Consider the following 15,471-nt stretch of genomic DNA (forward strand, 5'->3'; position numbering starts at 1 on the left):
CTGCCTCCCCTGCCCCAACCCGATCAGCCAATCAAGCCGCTCAGCCCTCGCCAGACGCCAAACGACGCCAGATCGTTCAAAGTCACGAAGATCATCAGCCCCAGCAAAAGCGCGAGGCCCGACCGAAACGCCATTTCCTGAAAGCGTGGACTGACTGGCCTGCGCTGAATAGCTTCTATTCCGTAGAAGAACAAATGACCCCCGTCGAGCATGGGAATTGGCAAGAGATTGATGAACCCCAAGTTAATGGAAACCAGCGCCACGAAGGCAATCAGCGCCTCCGGCCCCAAGGCCGCCTGCTCACCGGAAATCTGCGCGATCTTGAGCGGCCCGCCCAGTTCATCGACAGAGCGTCGCCCGGTGATTATGTCGCCAAGGCCACTTGCCATCATGCCAATCAGCTCGCCCGTGCGGCGCACGCCGACCCAGGGTGCCTCAAGCAACCCGACGGGGCGCGAAACAGATTCAAGGCTGCGCACGCCCAGCGCGCCATAACGGAACTCATTGCCGAATCGATCGACCTGAACGACCTCGCCGATCTTCACCGGGATCTGGCGCGCCGCCCCGCCACGCTCGACGGTGAGAGTCACCTCCTCGCCGGGTAGCTTGGTCACGATGATCTGGCGCAGTTCGCCAAACAGCTCCACCGGCTTGCCATCCACGCCGCGAATCTTGTCCCCGGGCAGGATGCCGGCGCGGTCCGCCGCGGAATTGGCTTCCACCGCCGTCACATCGGCCGGGGTGACATTCTCGCCATAGGCATAAGCGAAGCCGCCCAGAATGATCGCGGCGAACAGCAGGTTGATAAGCGGCCCGGCCAGCACGATGAGCGCGCGCTTGCCGACCGACTTGGACTGGAACGTGCGGTTGCGCTCATCCGGCGGGAGTTGCAACCAGCTCGGGTCGGACTGGCTGGCCGCGTTCATGTCTCCGGCGAATTTGACGTAGCCGCCAAGCGGCAGCGCCGCGACGCGCCAGCGCGTGCCGCGCTTGTCATGCCAGGCGAAGACTTCCTTGCCGAAGCCGATGGAAAAGGTCTCGGCATGAACGCCGAACCAGCGGCCGACGAGATAATGTCCCAGCTCATGAACGAACACGAGCGGGCCGATGACCAGCAGGAACGCAAGAATTGTGAAGAAGAAACCGGGGTTATCGGTCAATTGATGAGCTCCGCCGTCAGCCGCTCGGCCATTGCACGCGCCGACCTGTCGATGGCCTGAACATCCTCGAGCGTGGCGATGCGGCCTGCATCGCTGCGGGCTAGCACGTCTTCGACGATCCGGCCAATATCAAGAAAGCCGATCCGCCCATCGAGGAACGCCCCGACGGCGATCTCGTTGGCGGCATTGAGAATGGCCGGTGCGCCGCCGCCGGTCTGGATCGCCTCACGCGCAAGGCGCAGCGCGGGGAAGCGCTCCTCATCGGGTGCCTCGAAATCGAGCCGGCCGAGCGTGGCGAGATCGAGCGCCTCGCAGGGCGTCTCCATGCGCTGCGGCCAGGCCAGCGCGCAGGCGATGGGGATGCGCATATCCGGGCAACCGAGCTGCGCAATCGTCGAGCGATCGCGATATTCGACCATCGAATGGATGACCGATTGCGGGTGAACGAGGATCGAGAAGCGCTCAAGCCCGATGGGGAAGAGGTGGTAGGCCTCGATCAGCTCCAGCCCCTTGTTCATCATCGTCGCGCTGTCGATGCTGATCTTGCGGCCCATCGACCAGTTGGGATGCTTGACCGCCTGCGCCGGCGTCACCGTGCGCATGGCCTCGCGGCTGAGCGTGCGGAACGGGCCGCCGCTGGCGGTGAGCGTGATCTTGCGCACGGCGTCGAGGCCGCCGCTTGCGAGGCACTGGAAGATTGCGTTGTGCTCACTGTCGACCGGCAGCAGCGCGGCGCCACTGCGGGCGACCGCCGCCATCATGACGTCACCGGCCGAAACCAAGGCCTCCTTGTTGGCCAGCGCCACGGTCTTGCCCCCGGCGACCGCAGCAAGCGTGGGAGCCAGTCCCGCGCAGCCGACAATGGCGGCCATGGTCCAGTCCGCGCCCATTTGGGCCGCCTCGATCAGTGCCTCGCCGCCGGCGGCGGCCTCGATGCCGCTACCGGCCAGCGCAGCCTTGAGCGCGCCATAACGGCTCTCATTGGCGATGACCGCGCGGCGGGCGCGGTGCGTGATGGCGATCGCGGCGAGCTTGTCGACATCGTCCCCGGCGGTCACGGCCAGAACCTCGAACGCCTCCGGCTCGCGCGCAATGAGATCGAGCGTGGAGGTGCCAACCGACCCGGTCGCGCCGAAGACGGAAACGGTGCGCGGCACGATCATCCCAGCATTCCTCCTGCGCTGGCCAGAGCAGCCAGAATGGCGGCCAGCAGCAGGCCGTCCACCCGGTCGAACATGCCGCCATGGCCGGGGATGAGATTGCCGCTATCCTTCACGCCCGCCCGCCGCTTCATCCAGCTTTCGAAGAAGTCGCCCACCTGGGCCACCACAGCGATGGCTGCGCCGAGTAGCGCGCTGACCAGCACGAAGCCGGGCTGCAGGCTCACACTGGCGACAACCGCCACCAGCAGCCCCGAGGCGGTCATGCCGCCGCCAAGACCCGCCCAGGTCTTGGACGGACTGATCGCCGGTGCGATCTTCGGCCCGCCAATCGTCCGCCCGGCGAAATAGGCGCCCACATCCGTCGCGATGACGATGCCGATCAGCAGCCAGCGCGTCGCCGCGCCCAGAGACAGCAGCGCTAGCGCCGCACCGCCGATATAGATCAGCCCGAAGAGCAGCCAGAGCATCCGGGCGAGCGTGCCATCGGGAAAGCGCCGGACGAGGCCGCGCCATTCCCAGAAAACGAGGGCGCTCACCAGCGCCACCAGCAGGATCAGCACCGCGCCATCGGCCCATAGCGCGAGCCCGGCGCCGACCAGCAGCACGATCGCCGAGCCGGTGCGAACCGCCAGATCGGAGCGAGGCGCGCGTTCCGCCATCATCGGCCTCCGTACCGGCGTTCGCGGCAGGCGTAGCTTTCCACCGCCGCTGCCAGCGCCGCCTCGTCGAAGTCCGGCCAGAGCGTCTCGGTGAAATACAGCTCGGCATAGGCCGCCTGCCAGAGCAGGAAGTTGGAAAGGCGCACTTCGCCCGAGGTGCGGATCAACAGATCGAGCGGCGGCAGGTCAGCAGTATCGAGTTGGGCCGCGATGACCGCGGGCGTGATCGCCTCTGGCGCCAGCGTGCCGGCCTGCACCTGTTGGGCAAGCGTGCGCATGGCGCGGGCCAGTTCGTCCTGCGACCCGTAATTGAGCGCGACCACCAGCGTGGACGCGGTGTTGGCGGCGGTGCGCGCCACGGCGGCATCGACCATCGCTGCCGCTTCCGGCTCGAAGGCATGGTGATTGCCGATGATCTTCAGCCGGATGCCAGCCTCGTGCAGATCGTCTACTTCCGAGCGGAGAAACTGCTTCATCAGGCCGGTCAGGTCGGCAATCTCGTCCTCGGGCCGCTTCCAGTTCTCAGACGAAAAGGCATAGAGCGTCACGCATTCGATGCCGAGCTTGGACGCAGCGCGCAGAGTGCGGCGCACGGCCTCGGCGCCAGCGCGATGGCCGGCGACGCGCGGCAAGCGGCGCGCCTTCGCCCAGCGGCCATTGCCATCCATGATGATCGCGACATGGCGCGGCACCGCCCCTTCCCCGCCGGTCTGGGCGGGGGTCGGCGCGGCCTTGCGCGTCATCCTGGACCTCAAAAGGCTCATAAATGGCCCTGGCCTCTCCCTCGGCAGTCGAAGGACGGATTATTTGCCAAGGATTTCCTTTTCCTTCGCCTGCGCTGCCGCATCGATATCCGCTATGGTCGAATCGGTGAGCTTCTGCACGTCGGCTTCAGCGCGCTTGCGCTCGTCCTCGCTGATCTCGCCCTTCTTCTCGTCGGTCTTCAGATTGTCCATGCCATCGCGGCGGACGTTGCGGGCGGCGACGCGCGCCTTCTCGGCATATTGGCCGGCCAGCTTGGCCAGTTCCTTGCGGCGCTCTTCGGTCAGGTCCGGAATCGGCAGGCGGACGTTCTGCCCGTCGACGATCGGGTTGAGGCCAAGCCCCGCCGAGCGGATCGCCTTGTCGACCGGGCCGACATTGGACTTGTCCCATACCTGCACGGAGAGCAGGCGCGGCTCCGGCGCGGAAACGGTCGCGACCTGATTGAGCGGCATCTTGGCGCCGTACACCTCTACGGTGATGGGATCGAGCAGGCCCACATTGGCCCGGCCCGTACGCAGCCCGTTCAGATCGTGCTGGAGCGCGTCGACGGCGCCTGCCATGCGGCGCTCCAGATCAGCCTTGTCATATTTTGCCATCTTGCCTCTCCGATGAACCTAGCGACCGCTGTCGACCAGGGTCGAAACGCCCTCGCCGCGCAGCACGCGGGCAAGGTTGCCCTGCTCGCGAATGTTGAACACGATGATGGGAATGGCGTTATCGCGGCACAGCGCCACGGCGCTGGCATCCATCACCTTGAGATTTTGTGTGAGCACCTGATCGTAACTCACGCGATCGAAACGCTTTGCAGAATCGACGAGCTTGGGATCGGCATCATAGACGCCATCCACCGACGTACCCTTGTAGAGCGCGTCGCAGCTCATTTCGGCCGCCCGTAGCGCCGCGCCGCTGTCCGTCGTGAAATAGGGATTGCCGGTTCCAGCGGCGAAGATCACCACCCGCCCCTTCTCCAGATGCCGCTGCGCGCGGCGACGAATATAGGGCTCGCAGACGCTGGCCATGGGAATGGCGGATTGCACGCGCGTCGCGACGCCCAGATGCTCAAGGGCATCCTGCATAGCGAGCGCGTTCATCACGGTCGCCAGCATCCCCATGTAATCGGCATTGGCGCGGTCCATGCCCTGCGCTGCGCCGGCCATGCCCCGGAAGATGTTACCGCCGCCGATCACCAGACAGATCTCGAAGCCGAATTCCTTGGCTTCCTTCACTTCCCCGGCCACGCGCGCGACCGTCGCGGGATCGATACCGAAGCTCTGAGCCCCCATCGCGGCCTCGCCCGAGAGCTTGATGAGAATGCGCTTGGGGGCGGTGGTGGTCATGAATGCCTAACAAATTCCAGAGACGGGAGCGGCGCGGACCTTAGTAAGCCCGCGCCGCCATGCCAAGCACCGAGCGCGCCCGGTGCGTAATAAATGAAGGAAAGGATCAGGCGCCGACGGCGGCCGCGACTTCCGCCGCGAAATCCTTCTCTTCCTTCTCGATGCCTTCGCCGAGCTGGAAGCGCACATAGTCCTTGAGGACGATGGTCGTGCCCGCATCCTTCGCGGCCTTGGCCACGACGTCCGCTATCGGCGTCTTGTTGTCCATCACGAAGATCTGCGAGAGCAGCGCCTGCTCCTTGGCGAACTTCGCCACGGCGCCGTCGACCATCTTGGCGACGATGTCGGCGGGCTTGCCCGACTCGGCAGCCTTCTCCGCCGCGATCTTGCGCTCGCGGTCGAGGATCTCGGACGGAATGTCCTCAGCCTTGAGCGCGACCGGGAAAGCCGCCGCGATGTGCATGGCGATCTGCTTGCCGAGCGGGGCGAGCACGTCGGCACCGGCCGGGCTCTCCAGCGCGACGAGCACACCGATCTTGCCGAGCGAGGGCGCCACGGCGTTGTGCATGTAATCGATGACCAGACCTTGGTCGACCGACACCGCCTTCACGCGACGCAGCTGCTGGTTCTCGCCGATGGTGGCAACATTGGTCACCAGCGCATCGTTGATCGTGCCGCCGGCCGGGTGGGGCGCGGCCAGCAGGGCCTCGGCATCGCCGATGGCGTTCTTGAGCGCCACGTCGCCCGCCGTGCGGACGAAGCCCTGGAACTGATCGTTCTTGGCGACGAAGTCCGTCTCGCTGTTCACTTCGACGGCAACGCCGCGCGTGCCATCGACAGCCACGACCACGAGGCCCTCGGCTGCGGTGCGGCTCGACTTCTTCTGCGCGGCGGCAAGGCCCTTGGCGCGCAGCCAGTCGACTGCGGCTTCCACGTCACCATTGGTTTCGGCAAGCGCCTTCTTGCAGTCCATCATGCCAGCGCCCGAGCGCTCGCGCAGTTCCTTGACGGCGGCTGCGGTAATCTCTGCCATGTCTCTTGTTCCTCAAATCTCGAATTCAATGTTGCCAGATGTCAGGCGGGCGCCAGGATCGTTCCCGATCCGGCGCCCTGCCCGCACATTGTTGCGTGCGTTTGACGGCGCCGATCAGGCCTGCGCGAGCGCTTCCTCAGCCGGCGGCTCGTCCATGGCGCCAAGGTCCATGCCGGATGCCGCGGCGGCGTTCTGGTTGCCGCGGGTCGCAGCCTGGGCCAGAGCCTCGCAATAGAGGCGGATGGCGCGGCTGGCGTCGTCATTGGCCGGAACCGGGAAGGCGATGCCCGACGGATCGACGTTCGAGTCGAGAACCGCGACCACCGGGATACCCAGCGTGTTGGCTTCCTTGATCGCCAGCTCTTCCTTGTTGACGTCGATGACGAACATCACGTCCGGAATGCCGCCCATGTCGCGGATGCCGCCGAGCGACAGCTCGAGCTTGTCGCGCTCGCGCGTCATCTGGAGCACTTCCTTCTTGGTGAGGCCGTGGGTGTCACCCGACAGCTTCTCCTCAAGCGTCTTGAGACGCTTGATCGAGCCGGAAATGGTCTTCCAGTTGGTGAGCATGCCGCCCAGCCAGCGGTGATTGACGAAGTGCTGACCCGAACGACGGGCAGCCTCGGCAATCGGCTCCTGCGCCTGGCGCTTGGTGCCGACGAACAGCACCTTGCCGCCAGCGGCGACCGTCGCGGACACGAAGTCCAGCGCGCGGGCGAAGAGGGGAACGGTCTGCGAGAGATCGAGAATGTGGATGCCGTTCCGCTCGCCGAAGATATACGGCTTCATGCGGGGATTCCAGCGGTGCGTCTGGTGGCCGAAGTGCGCGCCGGCCTCGATCAATTGGTGCAGGGTGACGACGGGTGCCGCCATAATATATCTCCTTCCGGTTGAGCCTCTGGGATTCAGTGACCGCGAAGCGGCACCGGTATGTGGCGAATCCCATGTGGGTTAGACGCGCGCCCTTAGACCAAGCCCGACAGGAGCACAAGCCTGCACATCATGCTTGACAGGCGGCGAGAAGAAGAACAAATGGTGAACATGAAGCCATGGCGATGCTGTGGACACAGGAAAGGGACGACGATGTTCTATATTCTGGGATGTGCCTTGTTTGCGGTTGCGGCGACTTTGGCGGCGACGATCATGGTCCATGAACTGCGCCTGCGCCATGGCGCGATGATGCGCGCCCTGCGGACGCTGGATCTGGAAGGTTGGACGCCCGAGCGGGCCGGCCAGCGGCACACTGCACAGCCCGTCGCCGCGACAGGCCTCAGCCTTGCGATAGCGATGCCGCCACGAGCCGCCGCTTGAACCGAGCGTAGCTGACCAGCCCGACCGGCAGCAGCGCGATGTATGCCAGCGACAGCAGAAGCAAAGCGTGCCACGGCGCAACCATCAGGCTCGCGGCAAAGATGCCGGCGAGTAGAATGGCGAACAGGCGCCAGGCCGGCGGTACGCGCAGTCCTTTCCAGCCCAGCGTCGGCAGGCTGGAGATCATCAGGAACGCCGAGATGACGATCCACGGGGCGACAAGCCGCCAGTCGCGGAACACGTCCAGTCCGGTGATGAACCATGCATAGAGCGGCAACAGGGCGATGCCGGCGCCGGCCGGAGCAGGCACGCCGGTGAGAAAGCCCGCAGCCTTGCGCGGCTGATCGATCACATCGAGGCTGGCATTGAAGCGCGCGAGGCGCAACGCGCAGCTGAGCGCCAGCACCAATGCGACGATCCAGCCAAAGCGCGGCATGGATTGCAAAGACCAGAGATAGACGAGCAGTGCCGGCGAGACGCCAAAAGCAATCGCATCCGAGAGCGAATCGAGTTCCGCGCCGAAGCGACTGTCCGCCCGCAGCAGGCGCGCGACACGTCCGTCGACCCCATCGAGCACGCCGGCAAAGATGATCGCCGCGACGGCAAGCTGCCATTCACCGGAAATGCCATAGCGAATGGCGGTGAGACCAAAGCAGAGCGCCATCGCCGTAATGGCGTTCGGTGCGACCTGACGCAGCGTGATGCCGCGGCTCATCCGGGCGATGGGACGCGGTCGCGCCATTATATCAAATCCGACACAGGCGCGGGTCCGCAAATGGGTGCGCCGAGCGAGCGAGGCCTCATTGTAGCACAGCCGTAGCGGACTGATTCTCGCCCAGATGCGCAAGGATCGTTTCGCCGGCCACCGTATGCGTGCCCAGCGCCACCTGCGGCGCCGTACCGGCAGGGAGATACACGTCCACGCGGCTGCCAAAGCGGATCAACCCGACGCGCTGGCCTGCCGCGACGATATCGCCGCGCTTGACGAACGGAACGATCCGCCGCGCGACCAGCCCTGCGATCTGCGTGAAGCCCACCCGCACGCCATCGCTACGCTCGACCAGAATATGCTGGCGCTCATTGTCCTCGCTGGCCTTGTCCAGGTCCGCATTGACGAATTTGCCGCTGATATAGACAACATCCTTGATGGTGCCGCTGATCGGGGTGCGATTGATGTGGACGTCGAACACGCTCATGAAGATAGAAACCCGTGTCATGGGTTCGGTTCCAAGCTTGTCTGGTCCGAGCATCTCCGGCGGGGGCGGAACGACCTGGATCAGGGTCACCAGGCCATCCGCCGGCGCGATGATCGCGCGCTCGTCCTGCGGCACGGCGCGGACGGGATCACGGAAGAACGCGAACACCCAGAGCGTCACGCCAACCATCAGCCAGGCCAGGATCGACCAGCCCATCAAGGCGAAAATGAGGGTAATCGCAGCGGCAATCGCCCCAAAGCGCCGCCCCTCCGGGTGAACCGATGGGAAACTCCACTTGACGCTTGTCCGTGAAGGCGCGACCGGCTGCGTGCCCGAAAATTCTGTTGTCATGGGCTCTGTTTAGGGTGAGCCGCCGCCCGGCACAATCCCCGCCGGCCCAAACAGGCCTGCCACGCGGCATAAATCGCCCGACATCAGCCTCTCATGCATGGCCAGGGCAGTTGATCATCGCCGCGACCTTCCCTAGAGGCATGCTGAAAGGCCCTGCCGCGCGCGGTCGCGGCGGCCCCAGCGACATCGAACAGGGAACATGGCACGCATGAGCAAGATCAAGGTGAAAAATCCGATCGTCGAGATCGACGGCGATGAGATGACCCGGATCATCTGGGAATGGATCCGCGAGCGGCTCATCAAGCCTTATGTCGACGTCGACCTTCACTATTATGATCTGAGCGTCGAAGAGCGTGACCGCACCAACGACCAGATCACCATCGATTCCGCCGAGGCAATCAAGAAGTACGGCGTCGGCGTGAAGTGCGCCACGATCACGCCGGATGAGGCGCGCGTCGAGGAGTTCAACCTCAAGCAGATGTGGAAGTCGCCGAACGGCACGATCCGCAACATTCTGGGCGGCGTCGTGTTCCGCGAGCCAATCGTCATCAAGAACGTGCCCCGCCTGGTGCCGGGCTGGACCGACCCGATCGTGATCGGCCGTCATGCCTTTGGCGATCAGTATCGCGCCACCGACTTCCTCGTGCCCGGCCCCGGCAAGCTGCGTCTGGTGTTCGAAGGCGACGATGGCAAGGTGATTGACCGCGAAGTCTTCCAGTTCCCCGGCTCGGGCGTAGCCATGTCGATGTACAATCTTGACCAGTCGATCATCGATTTCGCCCGCGCATCCATGAACTATGCGCTCGACCGCAAGTGGCCGCTGTACCTCTCCACCAAGAACACGATCATCAAGGCCTATGACGGTCGCTTCAAGGATCTGTTCCAGGACGTTTTCGACCGTGAATTCAAGGACAAGTACGCGGCTGCTGGCATCGAATATCAGCACCGCCTGATCGACGACATGGTCGCGGCCGCACTCAAGTGGAGCGGCAAGTTCGTATGGGCGTGCAAGAATTATGACGGCGACGTCCAGTCGGACACCGTGGCGCAGGGCTTCGGCTCGCTCGGCCTGATGACCTCCGTCCTCATGTCGCCCGACGGCAAGACGGTCGAGGCCGAAGCCGCGCATGGCACCGTGACCCGTCACTATCGCCAGCACCAGCAGGGCAAGGCGACCTCCACCAATCCGATCGCCTCGATCTTCGCGTGGACCGGTGGCCTCAAGTTCCGCGGCAAGTTCGACGAGACGCCGGACGTCGTCCGCTTTGCCGAGACGCTGGAGCGCGTCTGCGTGCAGACGGTGGAAAATGGCGAGATGACCAAGGATCTCGCGATCCTCATCGGCCCGAATCAGGCCTGGATGACCACCGAGCAGTTCTTCGAGGCGATCCGCCGGAACCTCGAAGCTGAAATGAGCAACTGGTCCTAAAGACCTGAAGGGGGCGCTTCGATGGGGTCAACCACGCTCGAAGCGCCCTCCTCCCTCCCTGCGGCACGCCCGCACCCTGGCCTCCCGCCCACTCGTCCGAGCGGACTGATCCGATGATCCACGGCACGTTCGGCAGCCAGACGTTCAACGAGGCGCTGGTCATTCTCGGCGCGGCAGGCCTCGTGATCCCTGCCTTCGCACGCTTCCGCATCAGCCCGATCATCGGCTTCATCCTCGTCGGCCTGCTGGTGGGCCCCTTTGGTCTCGGCCGGTTCGTCAGCGCCTATCCGGCGCTCGCCCATGTGACGATTTCGCGGGAATCGGCGATCACCGCCTTTGCCGAACTCGGCATCGTCATGCTGCTTTTCTCCATCGGCCTGGAACTGTCGTTCAAACGCTTGTGGTCGATGCGCAAATTCGTCTTCGGCATCGGTGCGGCGGAACTGCTCGGCAGCGCCACGCTGATCGGCGGCGGGATGCTGCTGCTGGGCAGCAGCCTGTATGCCGCCATCGGCCTGGGTCTTGCCCTCTCCCTCTCGTCAACGGCGCTCGTCATGCCGATCGCCGGCACGCACTCGGCGGTTGGCAAATCCGCGTTCGGCATGTTGCTCTTCGAGGATCTGGCGCTCGTACCGATCGTCTTCGCGCTTGGTGCCATGGCCCCCAATGTCGCGGACGATGGTTGGGAAAATCTTGCTACCGTCCTGCTGACCGGCGGTCTCGCCGTCCTCGCCTTGCTGATCGGCGGGCGCTTCATGCTCCCCCGCCTCTTCGCACAGGCGGCGCGCGCCAAGCGGCCCGAGGTCTTTCTGGCGGCAAGCCTGCTCGTCGTAATGGTCTCCAGCCTGCTCACCACCGCTGCGGGCCTCTCGCCCATCGTCGGCGCGCTGGTCGCGGGCATTCTGATTGCCGAAACCGACTATCACGGCCAGGTCGAGGGCATGACCGAGCCGTTCAAGGGCCTGGCGCTGGGCGTCTTCCTGATCACCGTGGGCATGGCGATCGATCCCGTGGCTCTGGTCGCGCAATGGGATGGGTTGCTGCTCGCGATCACCGGCGTGGTTCTCGCGAAGGTGGCGGTGACCAGCCTGCTGCTGCGGCTTGCGGGCGCGCGGCGTGGGGTGGCGCTGGAAACCGGCATCCTGATGGGCAGCCCCTCGGAAACGACACTCATCGTGCTGGCGAGCGCCGTGACGGCCAATCTCATCAGCCCCGGCACGGCGGCGTTCTGGCAAATGGCCACCGCCATCGGCCTCACCCTCACCCCCATCCTCGCCAAATTCGGGCATCGCATGGCCCGGCGGGTCGAACGGGATGCGCTGGAGCCGGACACCAACGAGACCGACGACAATGCGCGCGCCGCCATCATCCTCGGCTTCGGCCGCGTCGGCCGCACCGTCGCTGATCTCCTGCGGGTGCATGAGGTGCCCTATGTGGCAGTGGAGAACGACATCGATATCGTCGCGCAGGCCCGGGCGGAGGGCTACACCGTCCAGTTCGGCGATGTGTCGCGCCCGGACACGCTCGATCGCCTGAGACTCGGGCGCGCGCAGGCGCTCATCATCACCATGGACGACCCGGTGCTGGCGATGCGCGTCACCAATCGCGTGCGGGGCTGGCTGGACGATCTGCCAATCATCGTGCGGGCGCGGGACACCACCCACGCCGCGCAACTCTATCGGGCCGGCGCAAGCGACGCGGTGCCCGAGACGCTGGAAAGCTCACTGCACCTGGCCGAGACCGCGCTGGTGGACCTCGGCCTGCCCATGGGGCCCGTGATCGCGTCCGTGCACCAAAAGCGCGAAGACCTGCAGAATGAGATCAAGGCGGCGGCGGAACTCGACGTCGCGCCGCGGCTGCGGAGTCGGCGACTGGGGGAAGCGAACGGCCCCGCCTGAGCGCAAGTCGCCGCTAGCGCGGCTCGTGCTCGGTTCCGCTCCCCGGGGTGATGAACAGCAGTTCCACCTCTCCGGCCGCATCCGCCGTGTGCCAGACATTGGCGGGGTTGATCGCATAGTCACCGGCGGAGAGCGCAACATGGGTTTCCGTCCCATCCTCGCCGCGCTGCCGCAGCGTCACGGCGCCGGCGATGCAATAGACGATTTCGTCGCCGAGCGGATGCCGCTCCCACATCGACCAATTGCTGCTGAAACGATAGGCGCTGACCAAGCGGCCATCTGCGCCATCTCCGCCATGGCGGGCATCATAGGCGGCATACCATGCCGGATCGGAGGTCATGGCCGGCTGTGCCACGGCCTTACCGCCCCGCGCGAGGTGGATGGGATAGATGCTGAGCGACTTCGGCGTCATGGATCGTCTCCCACACAGGAGCCGGCCGGACCGAGAGGTCTGCCCTCCCCCGTTCAGCGCCCCGTTAGCCCTGCGCGATGCGCGCCTTGATCGCCTCGATCGCCGCCGGTGCAGCCGAACCGTCCGGACCGCCACCCTGCGCCATATCCGGGCGACCGCCGCCACCCTGCCCGCCCAGCGCAGCCACGCCGAGCCGGACCAGATCGACAGCGCTGAACGTGCCGGTCAGATCGTCGGTCACGCCGGCCGCGATGCTCGCGCGCCCGTCATTCACCGCGATGACGACGGCGATGCCGCTGGCAAGCCGGCCCTTGGCGTCATCCACCAGACCGCGCAGTCCCTTGGGGTCGAGTCCATCGAACTGCTGGGCGAGCACCTTGTAGCCATTGACGATCTCGGGCGCAGCCTCAGCCGAAGCGCCGCCGCCCGATGCGCCAGCCAGCGCGAGCGCCTTCTTGGCCTCCGCCAACTCGCGCTCCAGCTTGCGGCTCTGTTCGGCCAGCGCGGCCACGCGGGTCGTCGTGTCCTCGGGCGTCGTCCGCAAGGTCGTGGCGATGGCGCGCAATTGCTCGTCGCGCTGCGTGAGCCACAGGCGGGCGGCTTCCCCGGTCAGCGCCTCGATCCGGCGGACACCACTGGCAACCGCGCTTTCGCCGACGATCTTGAACAGCGCGATGTCGCCCAGCGCGCGCACATGGGTGCCGCCGCACAGCTCGACCGAATAGGTGCCCTCGTCGCCCGTGCCCATGGAGAGCACGCGCACTTCGTCGCCATATTTCTCGCCGAACAGCGCCATGGCGCCAGCGGCAATCGCGTCGTCCGGCGACATGAGGCGCGTGCTGACCTCGGCATTGCCGCGAATCTGCGCATTCACATCGGCCTCGACCCGCGCGATCTGCGCCGGGGTGAGCGCCTCGGGATGCGAGAAGTCGAAACGCAGCCGGTCTTCCGCGACGAGGCTGCCCTTCTGGGTCACATGCGGGCCGAGCGTCTTGCGGAGCGCGGCGTGCAACAGGTGCGTGGCGCTGTGATTGGCGCGCACGCGCGCGCGGCGGGCGGCATCGACCTCCATATGGACGATATCGCCAATCGCGATTCGCCCGGCCTCAATGCTCGCCTGATGGGCGTGAAGACGGCCCAGGGGCTTGGCGGTGTCCGAGACGGTTGCCGACAGCCCATCTGACTTGCTGATCCGACCGGTATCGCCTGCCTGGCCGCCGCTCTCCCCATAAAAGGGCGTCTGATTGGTGACGATGGTCACGCTCTCGCCGGCCTGCGCCTGCTCGACGCGAGCACCATCCTTGACCAGCGCGACCACGCGACCCTCACCCGCTTCGCTCAGATAACCGGTAAACTCGGTCGATCCCTCGCTCTCGGCAATATCGAACCAGACGTCTTCCGATGCCTTCTGGCCAGAGCCTTTCCAAGCGGCGCGCGCGGCGGCCTTCTGAGCCGCCATGGCCGCATCGAACCCGGAGCGGTCGACGGTGAGGCCCTGGGCGCGCAGCGCGTCTTCGGTCAGATCGTAAGGGAAGCCGTAGGTGTCATAGAGCTTGAACGCCGTGTCGCCGGGCAGCGTCGCGCCCGTCGGCAGACCGGCCACGGCTTCGTCCAGCAGCTTGAGACCCTTGTCGAGCGTCTGCCGGAAGCGGGTTTCCTCGCGCAGCAGCGTTTCCTCGATCAGCGGCTGCGCGCGGATCAATTCGGGGAAAGCCGCGCCCATTTCCGCGCTCAGGCCGCCAACCAGGCGGTGCATCAGCGGCTCGGCGGCACCGAGCAGATGCGCATGACGCATGGCGCGGCGCATGATCCGCCGCAGCACATAGCCGCGCCCCTCATTGGCCGGCAGCACGCCATCGGCAATCAGGAAGCCCGCCGAACGCAGATGGTCGGCGATGACGCGGTGGCTGGCGGCCTGCTCGCCTTTTGCCGACGTCTTGGTCAGCGCGGCGGACAGATCGATCAGCGCCCGGAACTGGTCGGTATCGAAGACGCTGTGGACGCCCTGGATAACCGTGGCCGCGCGTTCGAGGCCCATGCCGGTGTCGATGGAGGGACGCGGCAGATCGCCGACGATTTCGCCGCCCAGCTGCTCGAACTGCATGAAGACGAGATTCCAGATCTCGACGAACCGATCGCCATCCTCATCGGGCGAACCCGGAGGCCCACCGGGCACATCCGGACCATGATCGTAGAAGATCTCGGAACAGGGGCCGCATGGGCCATCATCGCCCATCGACCAGAAATTGTCTTTGGTCGCGATGCGGATGATGCGCTCGTCCGGCAGGCCGATCTTCTTCCAGTAACCAAAAGCCTCGTCATCGGTGTGATAGACCGTGACCAGCAGCCGGTCCTTGGGCAGGCCGAGTTCGCGCGTGACGAACGTCCACGCCAACTCGATGGCGCGTTCCTTGAAATAATCGCCGAACGAGAAATTGCCGAGCATCTCGAAGAAGGTGAGGTGCCGCGCGGTGTAGCCGACATTATCGAGATCGTTGTGCTTGCCGCCCGCCCGCACGCATTTCTGAGACGAGGTCGCCGTCTTGTAGGGGCGGCTCTCAAGTCCCGTGAACACATTCTTGAACGGCACCATGCCGGCGTTCACGAACATGAGCGTGGGATCGTTATTGGGCACGAGCGGCGCGGAAGGCACGATCTCATGACCATTGGCCCCGAAATAATCGAGGAACGCGCGGCGGATATCGTTGGTCGACGTCATGGACGAGCGATTAGGGGAAGCCGCAGCCGCCGACAAGC

The 15,471-nt window shown here is 65.4% G+C and carries 15 protein-coding genes; 3 read left to right on the forward strand and 12 right to left on the reverse strand.

Annotation, left to right across the window (positions count from 1 at the left end; all coding sequences use genetic code 11):
• Positions 1-23: 23 nt before the first annotated feature.
• The 8 genes from M2334_RS09685 to rpsB form a co-directional block, all read right to left on the reverse strand.
• Complete coding sequence (locus M2334_RS09685) at positions 24-1,160, reverse strand: M50 family metallopeptidase (protein WP_264578730.1); 1,137 nt, start codon at positions 1,158-1,160, stop codon at positions 24-26.
• Positions 1,157-2,323: a 1-deoxy-D-xylulose-5-phosphate reductoisomerase gene (locus M2334_RS09690; RefSeq protein ID WP_264605305.1), complete on the reverse strand. Its 1,167-nt coding sequence runs from the start codon at positions 2,321-2,323 to the stop codon at positions 1,157-1,159. Before M2334_RS09690 ends, M2334_RS09685 begins: the two co-directional genes overlap by 4 nt.
• A complete protein-coding gene (locus tag M2334_RS09695; RefSeq protein WP_264570124.1) occupies positions 2,320-2,985 on the reverse strand; it encodes a phosphatidate cytidylyltransferase in 666 nt (221 codons plus the stop codon). Before M2334_RS09695 ends, M2334_RS09690 begins: the two co-directional genes overlap by 4 nt.
• Positions 2,982-3,725: an isoprenyl transferase gene (locus M2334_RS09700; protein WP_264575953.1), complete on the reverse strand. Its 744-nt coding sequence runs from the start codon at positions 3,723-3,725 to the stop codon at positions 2,982-2,984. The genes M2334_RS09695 and M2334_RS09700 overlap by 4 nt, the downstream gene beginning before the upstream one ends.
• A 60-nt stretch (positions 3,726-3,785) precedes the next feature.
• Positions 3,786-4,343 (reverse strand): ribosome recycling factor, encoded by a 558-nt coding sequence (frr, locus tag M2334_RS09705; RefSeq protein WP_264570122.1) that lies wholly within the window; start codon positions 4,341-4,343, stop codon positions 3,786-3,788.
• Positions 4,344-4,361: 18 nt separating this feature from the next.
• Positions 4,362-5,084: a UMP kinase gene (pyrH, locus tag M2334_RS09710; protein ID WP_264605306.1), complete on the reverse strand. Its 723-nt coding sequence runs from the start codon at positions 5,082-5,084 to the stop codon at positions 4,362-4,364.
• Between the two features lie 106 nt (positions 5,085-5,190).
• Positions 5,191-6,117 carry a translation elongation factor Ts gene (tsf, locus tag M2334_RS09715; protein WP_264570120.1) on the reverse strand — a complete coding sequence of 309 codons (927 nt, stop codon included), beginning with the start codon at positions 6,115-6,117 and terminating at the stop codon, positions 5,191-5,193.
• 114 nt (positions 6,118-6,231) lie between these two features.
• The gene (rpsB, locus tag M2334_RS09720; RefSeq protein ID WP_181559454.1) at positions 6,232-6,990 is read right to left on the reverse strand and encodes a 30S ribosomal protein S2; all 759 of its coding nucleotides are present in this window, start codon (positions 6,988-6,990) and stop codon (positions 6,232-6,234) included.
• A gap of 210 nt (positions 6,991-7,200) precedes the next feature.
• Here rpsB and M2334_RS09725 point away from each other — a divergent pair, with 210 nt between their 5' ends.
• Positions 7,201-7,428 carry a hypothetical protein gene (locus M2334_RS09725; RefSeq protein ID WP_181559453.1) on the forward strand — a complete coding sequence of 76 codons (228 nt, stop codon included), beginning with the start codon at positions 7,201-7,203 and terminating at the stop codon, positions 7,426-7,428.
• Here M2334_RS09725 and M2334_RS09730 read toward each other — a convergent pair.
• Positions 7,388-8,170, reverse strand: coding sequence for a CDP-alcohol phosphatidyltransferase family protein (locus tag M2334_RS09730; RefSeq protein ID WP_264605307.1), 783 nt, complete (start codon positions 8,168-8,170; stop codon positions 7,388-7,390). The two genes, M2334_RS09725 and M2334_RS09730, sit on opposite strands and share 41 nt — an antisense overlap.
• 58 nt (positions 8,171-8,228) lie before the next feature.
• Positions 8,229-8,975, reverse strand: coding sequence for a phosphatidylserine decarboxylase (locus M2334_RS09735; RefSeq protein WP_264605308.1), 747 nt, complete (start codon positions 8,973-8,975; stop codon positions 8,229-8,231).
• Between the two features lie 208 nt (positions 8,976-9,183).
• Here M2334_RS09735 and M2334_RS09740 point away from each other — a divergent pair, with 208 nt between their 5' ends.
• Together M2334_RS09740 and M2334_RS09745 are read left to right on the forward strand one after the other, a co-directional pair.
• Positions 9,184-10,404, forward strand: a complete 1,221-nt coding sequence (locus M2334_RS09740) for an NADP-dependent isocitrate dehydrogenase (protein WP_264570116.1) — start codon at positions 9,184-9,186, stop codon at positions 10,402-10,404.
• A gap of 113 nt (positions 10,405-10,517) precedes the next feature.
• Positions 10,518-12,302 carry a cation:proton antiporter gene (locus tag M2334_RS09745; RefSeq protein WP_264587070.1) on the forward strand — a complete coding sequence of 595 codons (1,785 nt, stop codon included), beginning with the start codon at positions 10,518-10,520 and terminating at the stop codon, positions 12,300-12,302.
• Between the two features lie 13 nt (positions 12,303-12,315).
• On the opposite strand, the gene M2334_RS09750 is transcribed toward M2334_RS09745, so the two are convergent.
• Complete coding sequence (locus tag M2334_RS09750; protein ID WP_264605309.1) at positions 12,316-12,714, reverse strand: cupin domain-containing protein; 399 nt, start codon at positions 12,712-12,714, stop codon at positions 12,316-12,318.
• Between the two features lie 64 nt (positions 12,715-12,778).
• Entirely contained in the window at positions 12,779-15,433 is a 2,655-nt protein-coding gene (alaS, locus tag M2334_RS09755; RefSeq protein ID WP_264605310.1) for an alanine--tRNA ligase, read from the reverse strand.
• Positions 15,434-15,471 lie beyond the last annotated feature (38 nt).

Source organism: Sphingobium sp. B11D3D, from assembly GCF_025961755.1.
Lineage (GTDB): Bacteria > Pseudomonadota > Alphaproteobacteria > Sphingomonadales > Sphingomonadaceae > Sphingobium.

What these genes read in the sequence shown, in the direction of transcription:
- M2334_RS09690 (WP_264605305.1), bottom strand. Translation starts at nt 2,323, where the DNA reads ATGATCGTGCCGCGCACCGTTTCCGTCTTCGGCGCGACCGGGTCGGTT.
- frr (WP_264570122.1), bottom strand. Translation starts at nt 4,343, where the DNA reads ATGGCAAAATATGACAAGGCTGATCTGGAGCGCCGCATGGCAGGCGCC.
- M2334_RS09695 (WP_264570124.1), bottom strand. Translation starts at nt 2,985, where the DNA reads ATGATGGCGGAACGCGCGCCTCGCTCCGATCTGGCGGTTCGCACCGGC.
- M2334_RS09740 (WP_264570116.1), top strand. Translation starts at nt 9,184, where the DNA reads ATGAGCAAGATCAAGGTGAAAAATCCGATCGTCGAGATCGACGGCGAT.
- pyrH (WP_264605306.1), bottom strand. Translation starts at nt 5,084, where the DNA reads ATGACCACCACCGCCCCCAAGCGCATTCTCATCAAGCTCTCGGGCGAG.
- M2334_RS09730 (WP_264605307.1), bottom strand. Translation starts at nt 8,170, where the DNA reads ATGGCGCGACCGCGTCCCATCGCCCGGATGAGCCGCGGCATCACGCTG.
- M2334_RS09745 (WP_264587070.1), top strand. Translation starts at nt 10,518, where the DNA reads ATGATCCACGGCACGTTCGGCAGCCAGACGTTCAACGAGGCGCTGGTC.
- M2334_RS09700 (WP_264575953.1), bottom strand. Translation starts at nt 3,725, where the DNA reads ATGACGCGCAAGGCCGCGCCGACCCCCGCCCAGACCGGCGGGGAAGGG.
- tsf (WP_264570120.1), bottom strand. Translation starts at nt 6,117, where the DNA reads ATGGCAGAGATTACCGCAGCCGCCGTCAAGGAACTGCGCGAGCGCTCG.
- M2334_RS09725 (WP_181559453.1), top strand. Translation starts at nt 7,201, where the DNA reads ATGTTCTATATTCTGGGATGTGCCTTGTTTGCGGTTGCGGCGACTTTG.
- rpsB (WP_181559454.1), bottom strand. Translation starts at nt 6,990, where the DNA reads ATGGCGGCACCCGTCGTCACCCTGCACCAATTGATCGAGGCCGGCGCG.
- M2334_RS09735 (WP_264605308.1), bottom strand. Translation starts at nt 8,975, where the DNA reads ATGACAACAGAATTTTCGGGCACGCAGCCGGTCGCGCCTTCACGGACA.
- alaS (WP_264605310.1), bottom strand. Translation starts at nt 15,433, where the DNA reads ATGACGTCGACCAACGATATCCGCCGCGCGTTCCTCGATTATTTCGGG.
- M2334_RS09750 (WP_264605309.1), bottom strand. Translation starts at nt 12,714, where the DNA reads ATGACGCCGAAGTCGCTCAGCATCTATCCCATCCACCTCGCGCGGGGC.